Genomic DNA, 14,103 nt, shown 5'->3' on the forward strand with positions numbered 1-14,103 from the left:
GAGAAAAGGAAGGGGGAATAGCAATATGGCAACGAAACATGAACAAATCTTGCAACATATTGATCGCCTTCCGATCGGTTCAAAGATTTCCGTGCGGCAGATCGCGAAAGACCTGGATGTGAGTGAAGGGACTGCATACCGCGCGATCAAGGAAGCGGAAACGCAAGGATACGTCAGCACGATTGAGCGTGTCGGTACGGTGAGAATCGAGAAGAAGCAAAAGGAAAATATTGAACGTTTGACCTTTGCGGAGGTTGTGAACATCGTCGATGGTCATGTGCAAGCTGGACGTGAAGGCTTACACAAGACCTTGAATAAATTTGTAATAGGGGCCATGCAGCTCGAAGCCATGATGCGCTATATCGATGCCGGAAGTCTCTTGATTGTCGGTAACCGCTATCAGGCGCACAAAATCGCTTTGCAGCAAGGGGCTGCTGTATTAATTACCGGGGGCTTCGATACAAGTGAGGAAATCAAGCAGCTGGCTGATCGCTTAGCGCTGCCAATCATCTCCTCCAGCTACGACTCCTTTACGGTAGCCTCGATGATTAACCGGGCCATTTACGATCGCCTGATCAAAAAAGAAATCGTAATGGTAGAGGATATTTTGAAGCCGCTTGCAGAAACGCCTGTCTTATTGACATCAGATTCTGTTGCCAAGTGGCATCAGTATACGGAACTGTACCAGGACACGAGATTCCCCGTCGTTGACGAGCAGATGCGCCTGATCGGGATTGTTACCTCTAAAGACATCATCGGTCACGAGGAAACTGCGACGATCGATAAGGTCATGACCAAGAACCCGATTACGACCTCGCCGCGGGTATCCGTAGCGTCATCTGCGCACACCATGGTGTGGGAAGGAATCGAGCTATTGCCTGTCGTAGACAACCATCGCAAGCTCGTAGGGGTCTTGAGCCGCAACGACGTGTTAAAAGCACTGCAATTTACAGCTAAGCAACCACAGATGAGTGAAACGTTCCCGAATCTGATCATGTCCCATTTCCGTGAGGAGCGACAAGCAGATGAGATGGTCTATCTGGGTGATGTGAGCCCACAAATGACCAACCATCTCGGTACGATTGCCAGCGGAATCATGACGACGGTCATGGTCGAGGCTGCTTGTAACCTGCTGCGTCATCATCGTCGAGGCGACATGGTACCGGAAAATATCACCGTCTATTTCCTAAAGCCTGTCCAGATGGAAAGTCATATCGAAGTTAAGCCGCGCCTATTGGACATCAGCCGCCGCTTCGGAAAAGTCGAAGTATCCGTATTCCACGGCGATCAGCTCGTGGGGCAGGCCATGATTACTGCGCAAATTATTGAACGTTAAAGGAACAGTCTCTTTATGACTGTTCTTTTTTGTTTGGAAAAGTGGCTGTAGTGGGGAGAAGAAGCTTTTGCAAAAGAGTCTTGAAAGTATTTTTCAGAAAGTAAAAATCATCCTTGATTCACTGACAGTACAAGTTCCAACAAAGACAATAGCCGCTTCAAGGAAAAAGGAGGAATAAGCGAGGCTCTTTGGGACACCAGCCGAGGCTCCGTGCAGGAATGACCCCAAGCAGGGGGCCCAAGAAGCTCGAGCGTTTTCTCCTTTTTCCGCTGCCACCAACAGCAACGATATAGAATTTGTTTTATCTCCTACGAATTGACAGGAAAAGCAATGCAACTTATCATCTAATTAGAATATCATCTAATCGAAACGAATAGACAAAGAAAGGAGTGCCCCATGTTGCAATTAAACCAACTCGTCACCTTTTACAAAGCACTCGGAGACCCGACGCGCGTACGCATTCTCGCGATTTTGGCAAATGGTCCCCTGCACGGACAGGCGTTGGCAGGCAAGCTCGGCGTAACACCTCCCACCATCACCCACCATATGACAAAGCTTCGAGAAGCAGGTGTCGTTTACGAACGTCGTGATAAAAACACCATTTACTTTTACCTGCACGAAGCCAATGTAAAGCGCCAGTCGCAGGCAATCGTGAACGTCATGGAAAAAGCAAAGGATTCGACAGCAGAGGACATTTTTGCGCAAGACAACTCGCATGCTCAGAGGAGGCACCAGATGGCAGCGGAAAAAATGCAGGTCATTCGCAGCTTCATTACGCCAGATGGCAAGCTGAAACAAATTCCGTCCCAGCGTAAGAAAAAGCTGATCGTCTTTGAATACATGGTCCGTGGGTTAGAAAAAGACCGCAAATACAAGGAACAAGAGATCAACGAATACATTCGCCAATTCCACGAGGATTATGCTACGATTCGCCGGGAATTCATCATGAATCATTATATGTATCGAGAAGAGGGTATCTATGAGCTGAACCCGGAGGAAATGTGGGCAAAAGCCGAAGACCTGCAATAGCAGGAAATCGTTTCCTTCTGAATTGAACAGAAAAAAGGACAACCTTCGGCACTGCCGCTCAGGTTGTCGAAGCAATAGAATGTCACACAAATTCATTATAGCGAGAGCTCTATCAAGTTTGTATGATAAACAGTTGGGAATAGAGGAAAAGTATTTCCAGTCAACGTTTTCCCAAAAATGAAAAGGCATGTGGAACGTAAAGCTGTTCCCATGCCTTTTTCTTATCGAGGTTTTTGAACACTTATACCCCTTTTTTCAATTCTGCCTGCCAAGCTGTACGATAACGGAAATAATTGCGAGTTCCCAAAAATAAATTCATAGCCCCTACAATCAGCATGATCAGCGCAACGACAATGCGGATCGTATCGAGAGAATCAAAAGTAAACTGATTGATGCCGAACAAAGAAACGAGTATCCCCAAAGACACATTCATTTTCCCCAGCAACATACGCGATTCAAGTGGATGGACGCCTCGTCTGCGCGCATGGATACTATAGTAGACGCTGGCTACCAGGGAAGCGAGAACACCGGTCATGTAAAAGGCAGGCCACATATTTGGATTCATCCTTTCTAGCCATTCTGGTATTAATCATCCTACCAAAATCAGGGGAGAACGGTCAAATACAAGTGAGAACGTTTGTTCTTAACGTCCGTATGCGCTATACTTCCGGTATAATGAAAGAGAGAAAGTTTCAATCGTGAAAAGTGAGAGGGGTAATATCATGACCTCCTTTGTCCATTTGCATGTTCATACGGAGTACAGTCTGCTGGATGGAGCAGCACGTATCGATGAGCTAGTGAAGCGAGCCAGCGAACTGGGCATGCATGCACTGGCTATGACAGACCATGCCAATCTGTACGGGGCGATCCCGTTTTATAAAGCTTGTCTGGAGGCAGGCATCCAACCGATTATCGGAATGGAAATATACGTAATAGAAGGAAATCTTCAAGATCGCGTGCGAAATGCACCGCCGCCTAGTCATCTGATCGTTCTCGCTGAAAACGAAACGGGCTACCGGAATCTCCTGAAGCTGGCGACAATCGCGAATACAGACGGCAACTACATCCTTCCGCGTCTCAATAAAGAGGTGCTAGCAAAGCATACAGACGGCCTCGTTGCACTGAGCGGCTGCCAGCAGGGAGAAGTAGCCAAGCTGTTACTGGCTGGAGAAGCGGACGCTGCCAAAGAAGCAGCCCTCCAGTATCAGCGAATGTTTGGGGATCAGCATTTTTATTTGGAACTGGGTGATCATGGCCTGGAAGTGGAGCGCAGGCTGAATACTCGTTTCGTGAAACTGAGCCAGGAGACGGGGATTCCGCTGATTGCGACGAACAATGTTCACTACATCCACAGGGAGGATCACCAGCAGCATGATATCTTGTTGGCGATCAAAGAAGGCAAGACGATTGGCGAAGAAAACCGTTTTCGCTACGAGACGGATCAATACTATTTAAAAAGTGCCGAGGAAATGGCGGCGCTCTTTGCCTTTGCTCCCCAGGCGTTAGCGAATACGATAGCCGTTGCAGACAGATGCAAGCTAGAGCTTACCTTTGGCGCGCATATTTTGCCGGAATTTCCTTTGGCAGAGGGACAAGCTTCCACACAGTATTTGCGTGAACTGTGTGAAAAAGGCTGCCTGGAGCGATACGGTGAGATTACGCCAGAGGTGCAAGCGCGCCTGGATCACGAGCTGGCGATTATTACAGGGACGGGCTTCACCGATTACTTCCTGATTGTATGGGATTTCATGCGGTACGCTCACGAAAACGGGATACCGACTGGACCTGGACGCGGGTCTGCGGCAGGTAGTCTGGTCGCGTATGTTTTGAAAATCACGAATGTCGATCCACTTCGCTTTCAGTTGCTCTTTGAACGCTTTCTCAACCCGGAGCGGGTGACGATGCCCGATATTGATATCGATTTTTCCGTAGAGCGCCGTGACGAAGTCATTCACTATGTAGCGAGCAAGTACGGTCATGATCGTGTCGCCCAGATCATTACCTTTGGAACGATGGCGGCTCGTGCAGCAGTGCGTGACGTTGGTCGGGCGTTAGGCTTGTCTTTGGGCATCGTGGATCGCGTGGCCAAAATGATTCCGCAATCGCCAGGTATGACGTTTGAGAGGGCGATGCAGATCAACCCGGATATCGGAAAGCTGTGCGCGGAAAACAAACAGGCAGCACAATTGATCGAAACGGCAAGGGGCGTAGAAGGCTTGCCGCGCCACGCCTCCACACATGCGGCGGGTGTCGTCATTTCGCGTGAACCGCTGACGAATTACGTTCCATTACAGACGGGTAATGAAGGCTTGGCGCTTACGCAGTATCCGATGGAGATTCTTGAAGAAGTCGGTCTGTTGAAGATGGACTTCCTCGGCTTGCGCAATTTGACAATCATTCAGGAGACGTTGCGCCATTTGCAGGAGCAGGGAATATCGCTTGATCTGGATAAGCTGCCGACAGACGATGAGAAAACGTTTCGTATGCTCTCCCGTGGGGAGACAACCGGCATTTTCCAACTGGAATCTTCGGGGATGCGCAATGTGCTGCGAGATTTGAAGCCGGGCAACCTCGACGACATCATTGCGGTTCTGGCATTGTATCGTCCGGGGCCGATGGAGATCATCCCACAGTACATCGCCGCCAAACACGGGACTAGCAAAGTACAGTACGCCCATCCTGTTCTCGAGCCGATTTTGCAGGAGACACACGGTTTTATGATTTATCAGGAGCAAATCATGCAGATTTCCTCGACACTCGCAGGCTTCAGTCTTGGTGAGGCAGATATTTTGCGCCGAGCAGTCGGGAAAAAGAAACGGGAGCTATTGACGGAGCAGCGGGAGAAGTTCGTGGCTGGTTGTGTCCGGCAAGGGTACGGAGAAGAGCTGGGCAATCAAGTCTACGATTTGATCGTGCGTTTTGCCGATTACGGCTTCAACAAAGCCCACTCGGTTGCTTATGCGGTCATCGCTTACCAGATGGCTTATTTGAAAGCAACTTATCCGCTTGCGTTCATGGCAGCGCTACTCTCCTTGTCCATTGGCAGTCAAACGAGAATTGCCGAGTACACGGAAGAAGCGCGGCGACTGCAGCTTACCGTGCTCGGGCCTGACGTGAATAAAAGCTTTGCCTACTTTACAGTGGAGCATGATGCGATTCGCTTTGGTTTGGCCGCAGTGAAAAACGTCGGCTACGGTGCCATTGAATCAATCGTGAAAGAGCGAAAAGGCAGACCGTATCGCGATGTCTTTGATTTTTGTGCGCGCGTGGATGCGCGGTTAGTCAATCGCAGAGTAGTAGAGTCGCTCACTTTATGCGGCGCGCTGGACTCGTTGCCAGGACATCGCAGTCAGCTTTTGCTATTGCTGGATGAAGCGGTAGGGAAGGCAAACAGCAAGAGAATCGAGCGAGATGCCAACCAGCTCAATCTATTTGCGGGAGAAGAAGATGCGGCACCATTGCGTGAGCCGGCAGAATATCCCGAGGTACCGCCGCTCTCACATACGCAGCAATTAAAAGAGGAGCGGGATTTGATCGGGGTATACATCTCGGGTCATCCACTTGACCAGTTTGCCCATGTCGCGAGTCGCCCGGAAGTAGCAGTTATCTCTTCGTTGGGGGATGTGCCGCGCGATAAGACGGTGAAAGTATTCGGAATGATAACGGAAGCCAAACGCATCCAAACGAAAAAAGGGGACCCGATGGCGTTTATTACGTTAGAGGACAAAACGGCGCCAGTAGAGCTGGTCGTCTTCCCGCAGGTGTATGCGAAGTATTCGCCATTGTTCGAGCGCGAACAAATCGTCGTGGCAGAAGCCCGAGTCGATCATCAGGACGACATGGTCAAGCTCTTGGCTTCCCGTTTCTGGGATGCACAAACGCTGCCGCAGCCGACGTCCGAGACCGTATTATTTGTCAAAATATCGGCAGAGCAAGAGCACGATTCGACGCTGCAAAGACTTTCACGCTTGTTTGTCGAAAAAAAAGGAACGATTCCCGTTATCCTCTTCTACGAAGGAAAAAGACAGACAATTCGCCTGCCAGAAGCAAATTGGGTAGACGTAGATGAGTCATTTTTGGAGCAAGCGCGAGAAATTGTGGGGCCTGACAGCGTAATTCGGAAAGAAATGCCTATAAATTGGGGAGGATGAGGAATGTCCTCCCTTTTTCGCCTTTTTCGGCAGGTTTACAGGAGAACAGTTTTTTATTATATTGAGAGCATAACTTAAAAAGTGGTCAGACCACTTGGAATAACCCAGGCATTTTTTACTGCCTACAAGCCATCATAGAAACTATTATCGTGAAATGGAGTGGGATCTCATGTCCAACCTGAGAGAAGAAGCACTGGAGCTTCACAAAAAACATCAAGGAAAATTGGAGGCAGTGACCAAGGTACCCGTTCGCAATGCTTACGATCTGAGTCTTGCCTATTCTCCTGGGGTTGCTGAACCATGCAAAGATATTTTTGATGACAAGTCCAAAGTGTACGATTACACGATGAAAGGTAATCTGGTTGCAGTAGTCAGCGACGGTACTGCTGTACTGGGTCTCGGAAACATCGGACCAGAAGCAGCAATGCCGGTTATGGAAGGGAAAGCAGTATTGTTCAAATCCTTCGCAGGCGTAGATGCATTCCCGATCTGCTTGAATACAACAGATGTAGATAAAATCGTAGAGACAGTAAAGCTGCTTGAGCCTACTTTTGGTGGCGTTAACTTGGAAGATATCGCCGCTCCTGCATGCTTCGAAATCGAAGAGCGTCTGAAGCGCGAAACAAACATCCCGATTTTCCACGATGATCAACACGGTACAGCAATCGTTACAGCGGCAGGTCTGATCAATGCTCTGCGCGTGGTTGACAAAAAGCTGGAAGATATCCGCGTAGTAGCGAACGGTGCAGGTGCAGCCGGTATCGCGATCATGAAGCTTTTGATTTCCATGGGCGTTAAAGAAGTAATCATGGTTGATACAAAAGGAATCGTGTACGAAGGCCGTCCATTCGGTATGAACCCAGTGAAGGAACAAATGGCGAAAATCACGAACCGCAGCATGCTGCAAGGTGACCTGGCTGATGCAATGAAGGGCGCTGACGTATTTGTCGGTGTATCCGTAGCTGGCGCTGTTACACAAGACATGGTTCGTTCGATGAACCGCGATCCGATCATTTTCGCTATGGCAAACCCAGTACCAGAAATCATGCCGCAAGAAGCAAAAGAAGCAGGTGCGGCAGTAATCGGTACAGGCCGTTCCGACTTCCCGAACCAAGTAAACAACGTTCTGGCATTCCCGGGAATCTTCCGTGGCGCTTTGGATGTACGTGCAACGGAGATCAACGAAGAAATGAAGCTGGCTGCTGTATATGCAATCGCAGACCTGATCACGCCAGAAGAGCTTACTGCGGATAAAGTGATCCCTTCCGCATTCGATCCACGTGTAGCGCCAAACGTAGCTGCGGCAGTAGCAAAAGCAGCGATGGAAACGGGTGTTGCTCGCATCACAGTTGATCCGGAAGAAGTAAAACAAAAAACGACGAAATTGACAGCTATCTCTTATCAAGAAGCGTAAAATACTCTTTATCGAGGCACCGACGACACCTTCCGCGAAAAAACGTAGGCTTCTTACAAACGTGGAGGGTGCTCCTCGTTAAAGGTACGAGTAAGGAGGATAATCGTGCTCGACTCTTCTCAAGATCGAAAGGTTTACGAAGAAATTCTCCTGCAACTTCATGAAATCATTCAGGAGCAAAACTTGCGACCCGGAGACAAGCTGCCGTCTGAGCGAGAGTTGTCCGAGCAACTGGGAGCAGGTCGTTCCTCTGTACGCGAGGCTCTTCGGGCTCTGGAGCTGCTCGGACTCATTGAGACGCGTCGCGGGGAAGGCACCTTCCTCAAGCATTACCGACACAATCGGCTGATCGATATTCTTGGCTTTTTTATCCTACGGGATACCAAAACCAAGAAGGACTTGATCGAGATGCGGCGAATGCTAGAGCTGGATGCTGTCCGCTTAGCCTGTAGACGGGCGACTGACAAGCATTTTGATGAAATGGAACGCATCCTGGCCATTGCGGAGGAAAGAGTAGCAAGAGGCGAGGTACCTGCGGAGGAAGACTATCAGTTTCATCGTGTCATATGTCGCTCCAGCCGCAACTCGATCCTGCATCGCATCTGGACGCCTTTGGTTGAGTACAGCAACAGTATCCGTATTGAATCACTGTCGCGCGAAGGCAGAGCGAGTGCAGCACTCGTAGAGCATCGACAGATTATGGAAGCTATTCGCGAAGGCGATGTGAACGTCGCATTAGAGAGAATGAAGAAGCATTTGGAGAACAGCAAGCTTTAGTTTTCCCCCAATTTGCGAGGGGCGCTGGCGCTGTGATATGATGATGCAGTCCTGTATTGGACGATTGAGGAGGAAGCCAGCATGTGGACGGTCATCTACATCGCTCCTAGCGCTAGAATTGCAGAACGGATACAGCAACGTTTGACAGATGAAGGGTTTTTGGTAAAGGTTCGCGAAGGCAAGGTCTCCAAGCAATACGAGATTCTCGTGCCGGAGAGCGAACTAAACGAAGTCCGGGATGTACTCGGCACGATCCTTCACTGAAGAGAAAGGTGGGTGTACCTGTGCTTAAAGATCTTTTTGGGAAAAAGCGCAAATTCGCTACAGTTCCTTCAGAGACACTAGCACGTGTCCCTGCTTCCACCGAAATTAGCAAGGAAGCGGGTACGAAAGAAAAGGAAGTCCCTGAGGGATTGATGAATAAATGCCCACATTGTGGGACGATTCACTACTCAAAGGATTTGGAGAAGAACTTGCGCGTCTGCAAAGGCTGCCAGTTCCACTACTCCATGTCCGCTCCAGAGCGACTGCAAGCGCTTCTGGATGATGGGGTTCTGACAGAAGAATTTGATGCCAATTTGATTACAGCCAATCCACTCGGTTTTCCTGGCTATTTAGAAAAACTGGAGAAAGATATGGCCAACACCAATTTGAACGAGGCGATCATTACAGGCGAAGGTGTTCTGGGTGGAAGCCGCATCGTGATTGGGGTCATGGATTCTCGTTTCCGTATGGCGAGTATGGGATCAGTCGTCGGGGAAAAAATCACGCGCGCAATTGAGCAAGCGATCGAACGGCGTTTGCCTTTCATTCTGTTCAGTGCATCTGGTGGAGCACGTATGCAAGAAGGCGTATTGAGCCTGATGCAAATGGCGAAAACCAGCGCAGCGTTGTCCCGATTGGATCGCGAACGCTTGTTGTTTGTCTCGGTCATGACGAATCCTACATATGGTGGCGTATCAGCCAGCTTTTCTTCGTTGGGAGATTACAATATCGCAGAACCAGGAGCTATGATCGGTTTTGCTGGGCGTCGAGTCATTGAGCAAACGATCCGTCAGGAGTTGCCAAAAGACTTCCAAACAGCGGAATTCTTGTTAAAAAATGGGCAACTCGATATGGTGGTACACCGTAAGGATATGCGAAATACGCTGTCCAAACTGGTAGAGATGCACACGTCTCGGGAAGGAGTAGAAACATGGCGGGCGAGCTCTCCTTTGAAAAGCCATTAGTAGAATTACAAGATAAGATTAAGGAATTGCGCCGTTTTACTGAGGAAAAGGGAATTGATTTCTCTGACGAAATACAGCGTCTCGAACAAAAATCAAAAGAGCTTGCTGAGCAAATTTACGGTAATTTGACTCCATGGCAACGCGTACAGCTGGCTCGTCATCCGGAACGGCCAACGACTTTGGACTATATACAACTACTTTTTACTGATTTTATCGAGGTCCATGGAGACCGTTTGTTCGGAGACGACCATTCTATTGTGGGTGGAATTGCCAAGCTGGATGGGCGCCCCGTTACGATCATCGGTCACCAAAAAGGAAAAGACACAAAAGACAACATCAAGCGCAACTTCGGGATGGCTCACCCAGAAGGCTACCGGAAGGCATTGCGCATTATGCAGCAGGCGGACAAGTTCGGTCGCCCGATTATTTGCTTTATCAATACATCAGGTGCTTATCCCGGAAAAGCGGCAGAAGAGCGCGGTCAGAGCGAAGCGATTGCCCGCAATCTGCGGGAAATGGCGACATTTGGCGTGCCGATTATTTGTATTGTTATCGGGGAAGGCGGAAGCGGTGGAGCCTTGGCGATCAGCGTAGGCAACCGCATCTATATGTTGGAGAATTCCTATTACTCCGTGATTGCACCGGAGAGTGCCGCTGCGATTCTCTGGAGAGACTCCAGCTTGGGTATGCGTGCAGCGGAGACGATGAAAATTACGGCTCCTGATTTGTTGGAATTAGGAGTCATTGACGGAATTATTGATGAACCATTCGGAGGAGCCCATCGTGATTTGATCGCGCAGGCAGGGATGGTCAAGGCGGTCATCGCGGAACAACTAGAACAGCTGGGCCGTTTAACTCCAGAAGAATTGATACAGGACCGTTACGAGAAGTTTAAACAGATCGGAGAATTCGCCACCCTGTAAGAAACAGGGGGCGTTTTTTTCTTTTTTCTCCGAGGAAAATCTGCTACAATCGAAGTCGAATGAAAGAGTTATCAGAGCTTTCAAAAAGTATGGCACATATCTATCCAGTGTATAACAGATATGAGGAATTGAGTGATACAGCATGTTTCATACAAAGTATGGTACATACTGTTTCCGTTAAATGACATGCTAAAGACGATATGATTGGAGAGGTGGATTCCATGCGAAAACTTGCAGTTCTCACTAGCGGTGGAGATTCTCCTGGAATGAATGCCGCAGTCCGGGCGGCAGTACGTCGTGCTCATTTTCACGAAGTACAAATGTTTGGGGTTTACCACGGATACGAAGGGCTGATGAGGGGAGATATCAAGGAGATGTCTCTAGGCTCTGTTGGGGATATTATCCAACGGGGAGGAACCATTCTCTACTCCGCTCGCAGTGAAGCGTTCAAGACGGAGGACGGACAGCAAAAAGCAGTGGAGCAATTACGTGCTCATGGAATTGAGGGTCTGATTGTGATTGGGGGAGACGGGTCGTTTCGCGGTGCACAGAAGCTGACCGAAAGAGGCTTCCCGACCATTGGTGTACCGGGTACGATTGATAATGATATTCCGTGCACCGATTTCACGATCGGGTTTGATACGGCATTGAATACCGTTGTGGAAGCGATCGATAAAATCCGCGATACGGCCACCTCGCATGAACGCACGTACATTATTGAAGTGATGGGGCGAGATGCTGGCGATCTGGCATTGTGGGCAGGGCTTGCAGCTGGTGCCGAGTCCATTATTATTCCGGAAGCGTCGCAGGAGATGGACGATATTATTGAGCGTCTGCATGCTGGACAGCGCCGTGGCAAAAAGCATTCCATCATCATTGTGGCGGAAGGGGTAGGAAGTGCAGCTTCATATGCCGAAGCGATCACGAAAGAGACAGGCTGGGAGACTCGCGTAACGGTACTAGGTCATATTCAGCGCGGTGGTTCCCCTACTGCGATGGACCGAATGCTGGCGAGCCGAATGGGTGCAGCAGCTGTCGATTTGTTGCTGGAAGGCAAGCAGGACCGAATGGTTGGGATTCAGAACAACGAGATCGTTGACGTTGATTTTCAAGAAGCATTGGCGAAAAAGCATCAATTGGATTTATCCATTTATCAATTGGCGCGGACGCTATCTATATAAAACTGACATTTTTTACGAGTGTTGAGGAGGCTTACATCCTATGTTAAGGAAAGCAAAAATCGTGTGTACCATTGGACCGGCGAGTGAATCGGTTGAAACACTGAAAAAATTGATCGAAGCAGGAATGAACGTAGCGCGTTTGAATTTCTCGCACGGTTCCCATGAGGAGCATGCGGCGCGAATTGTAAACATTCGTCAGGCATCAAAAGAAACCGGGAAACCCGTTGCAATCCTGTTGGATACAAAAGGTCCTGAAATTCGCACAGGTACGCTTGCAGTAGATGCAGTCGAGCTCGTAGAAGAAAATACGCTGATCCTCACCACTGAGGAAGTACCAGGTACTGTTGAGCGCGTCTCCATTACGTATCCGGAATTGCCTCGTGATGTAAAAATCGGCGATACGATCTTGATCGACGACGGTTTGATCGGGTTGACTGTACAGGAAGTGAGTGACACCGAAATCGTCTGCTTGATCAAAAACGGTGGAACACTGAAGAGCAAAAAAGGCGTCAATGTTCCGGGTGTCAAAATCAACTTGCCAGGTATCACAGAAAAGGATGCACAGGATATCGAATTCGGTATTGAACAAGGAGTCGATTTCATTGCGGCTTCCTTCGTCCGAAAAGCATCGGATATCTTGGAGATTCGCAAAATCCTGGAGCGCCATAACGTGCGTATCGATATTATCGCGAAAATCGAAAACCAAGAAGGCGTCGATAACGTAGACGAAATTCTGGTAGTAACAGATGGAATCATGGTTGCGCGCGGTGATTTGGGCGTAGAGATTCCGGCAGAAGAAGTACCACTTGTTCAGAAGAAGCTGATCAAGAAGTGTAACGAACTCGCGAAGCCAGTCATTACGGCGACACAAATGCTTGATTCCATGCAACGCAACCCACGCCCGACACGTGCAGAAGCGAGTGACGTTGCGAACGCCATTTTCGATGGTACAGACGCAATCATGCTCTCCGGTGAGACGGCTGCGGGTAAATACCCGGTTGAGTCTGTCGAAACCATGGTGCGCATCGCTGTACGTGCAGAGCAAGAGCTGAATTATCGTGAGATCTTGTACGCACAAGCACAGCTCAAACAAGTGACGATTACTGATGCCATCAGCCAAGCTGTATCCAATTCAGCATTGGATCTGGACGCAGCGGCAATCATTACTGCGACCGAAAGCGGACACACAGCTCGCATGGTATCAAAGTTCCGTCCAAAAGCACCAATCGTGGCTGTAACGCCTCATGAAGCGATTATTCGCCGTCTTTCACTCGTAAATGGCGTGTACCCGGTGAAGGGCGAAATGGCGAATACAACCGATGAAATGCTGGAGATGTCTGTCCAGGAGGCGCTTGATGCAGGCTTCGTTCGTCATGGCGATCTCGTTGTGATCACAGCAGGCGTACCTGTCCGTGAAGTTGGGACAACGAACCTGATGAAAATCCACGTCATTGGCGATGTGGTAGCAAAAGGACAGGGAATCGGCCGAAAAGTTGTCACAAACAAGGTAGTTATTGCTAGATCCGCTGAAGAAGCGCTGGCAAAGGTAGAAGAAGGGGCGATCCTCGTAACCATCGGTACCGACTCCGATATGATTGAAGCGTTTGGCAAGGCTGGAGCAGTGATTTGCGAAGAGGGCGGACTTACCTCTCACGCAGCCATCGTAGGCTTGAATCTCGGCGTTCCAGTCATCGTAGGTGTGCAATTTGCTACGGATGTATTGAAGGACGGGCAAATCGTAACGGTGGATTCTGAACGTGGGCATATTTACTCAGGACATGCCCGGATTCTGTAGGTAATACTATTCATCTTTAATACAGCATACCTCTGAAGGGTGACCAAGCGTCACCCTTTTTTGGCTTGGGGTAAAAAGGATTAGCCGACGAACTACCTGATAAGTTTTACCAGATAACGGTGATTATTAGGTGGTGCAAAGCGAGTGGGAATCTGTTAAAATCGGTCGGTGGCTTTGTGTCAGGACGGATTAAATCCATACGTTCGGGGTTTCCAAATCATGACAGAATGGGTGTTGTAGCGCTCGTTGCCAAGAAAAGGCTGAACAT

The 14,103-nt window shown here is 49.1% G+C and carries 11 protein-coding genes; 10 read left to right on the forward strand and 1 reads right to left on the reverse strand.

Going from position 1 to position 14,103, the window contains the following annotated elements:
- Positions 1-25: 25 nt before the first annotated feature.
- Together ACM6JA_RS18250 and ACM6JA_RS18255 are read left to right on the forward strand one after the other, a co-directional pair.
- The gene (locus ACM6JA_RS18250) at positions 26-1,336 is read left to right on the forward strand and encodes a DRTGG domain-containing protein (protein ID WP_173620010.1); all 1,311 of its coding nucleotides are present in this window, start codon (positions 26-28) and stop codon (positions 1,334-1,336) included.
- Between the two features lie 399 nt (positions 1,337-1,735).
- On the forward strand, positions 1,736-2,365 hold the full coding sequence (locus tag ACM6JA_RS18255; RefSeq protein WP_414853691.1) for a metalloregulator ArsR/SmtB family transcription factor: 630 nt from the start codon (positions 1,736-1,738) through the stop codon (positions 2,363-2,365).
- A gap of 241 nt (positions 2,366-2,606) precedes the next feature.
- On the opposite strand, the gene ACM6JA_RS18260 is transcribed toward ACM6JA_RS18255, so the two are convergent.
- Positions 2,607-2,918: a YtpI family protein gene (locus ACM6JA_RS18260; protein WP_007725942.1), complete on the reverse strand. Its 312-nt coding sequence runs from the start codon at positions 2,916-2,918 to the stop codon at positions 2,607-2,609.
- A gap of 169 nt (positions 2,919-3,087) precedes the next feature.
- Here ACM6JA_RS18260 and ACM6JA_RS18265 point away from each other — a divergent pair, with 169 nt between their 5' ends.
- The 8 genes from ACM6JA_RS18265 (at position 3,088) to pyk (ending at position 13,835) form a co-directional block, all read left to right on the forward strand.
- Positions 3,088-6,516, forward strand: coding sequence for a DNA polymerase III subunit alpha (locus ACM6JA_RS18265; RefSeq protein ID WP_414853472.1), 3,429 nt, complete (start codon positions 3,088-3,090; stop codon positions 6,514-6,516).
- Positions 6,517-6,685: 169 nt separating this feature from the next.
- Entirely contained in the window at positions 6,686-7,930 is a 1,245-nt protein-coding gene (locus ACM6JA_RS18270) for an NADP-dependent malic enzyme (protein ID WP_007725350.1), read from the forward strand.
- Positions 7,931-8,035: 105 nt separating this feature from the next.
- Positions 8,036-8,707 carry a FadR/GntR family transcriptional regulator gene (locus ACM6JA_RS18275; protein WP_007725348.1) on the forward strand — a complete coding sequence of 224 codons (672 nt, stop codon included), beginning with the start codon at positions 8,036-8,038 and terminating at the stop codon, positions 8,705-8,707.
- An 81-nt stretch (positions 8,708-8,788) separates the two neighbouring features.
- Positions 8,789-8,971, forward strand: coding sequence for a hypothetical protein (locus ACM6JA_RS18280; RefSeq protein WP_007725347.1), 183 nt, complete (start codon positions 8,789-8,791; stop codon positions 8,969-8,971).
- A 20-nt stretch (positions 8,972-8,991) separates the two neighbouring features.
- Positions 8,992-9,936 (forward strand): acetyl-CoA carboxylase, carboxyltransferase subunit beta, encoded by a 945-nt coding sequence (gene accD / locus ACM6JA_RS18285; protein WP_414853473.1) that lies wholly within the window; start codon positions 8,992-8,994, stop codon positions 9,934-9,936.
- A complete protein-coding gene (gene accA / locus ACM6JA_RS18290; protein WP_173620005.1) occupies positions 9,903-10,859 on the forward strand; it encodes an acetyl-CoA carboxylase carboxyl transferase subunit alpha in 957 nt (318 codons plus the stop codon). Before accD ends, accA begins: the two co-directional genes overlap by 34 nt.
- Before the next feature lie 221 nt (positions 10,860-11,080).
- Complete coding sequence (gene pfkA, locus ACM6JA_RS18295) at positions 11,081-12,040, forward strand: 6-phosphofructokinase (protein ID WP_414853474.1); 960 nt, start codon at positions 11,081-11,083, stop codon at positions 12,038-12,040.
- Positions 12,041-12,080: 40 nt separating this feature from the next.
- On the forward strand, positions 12,081-13,835 hold the full coding sequence (gene pyk, locus ACM6JA_RS18300) for a pyruvate kinase (protein ID WP_414853475.1): 1,755 nt from the start codon (positions 12,081-12,083) through the stop codon (positions 13,833-13,835).
- Positions 13,836-14,103 lie beyond the last annotated feature (268 nt).

The sequence above is a fragment of the Brevibacillus sp. IT-7CA2 genome, from assembly GCF_949767855.1.
GTDB lineage: Bacteria > Bacillota > Bacilli > Brevibacillales > Brevibacillaceae > Brevibacillus.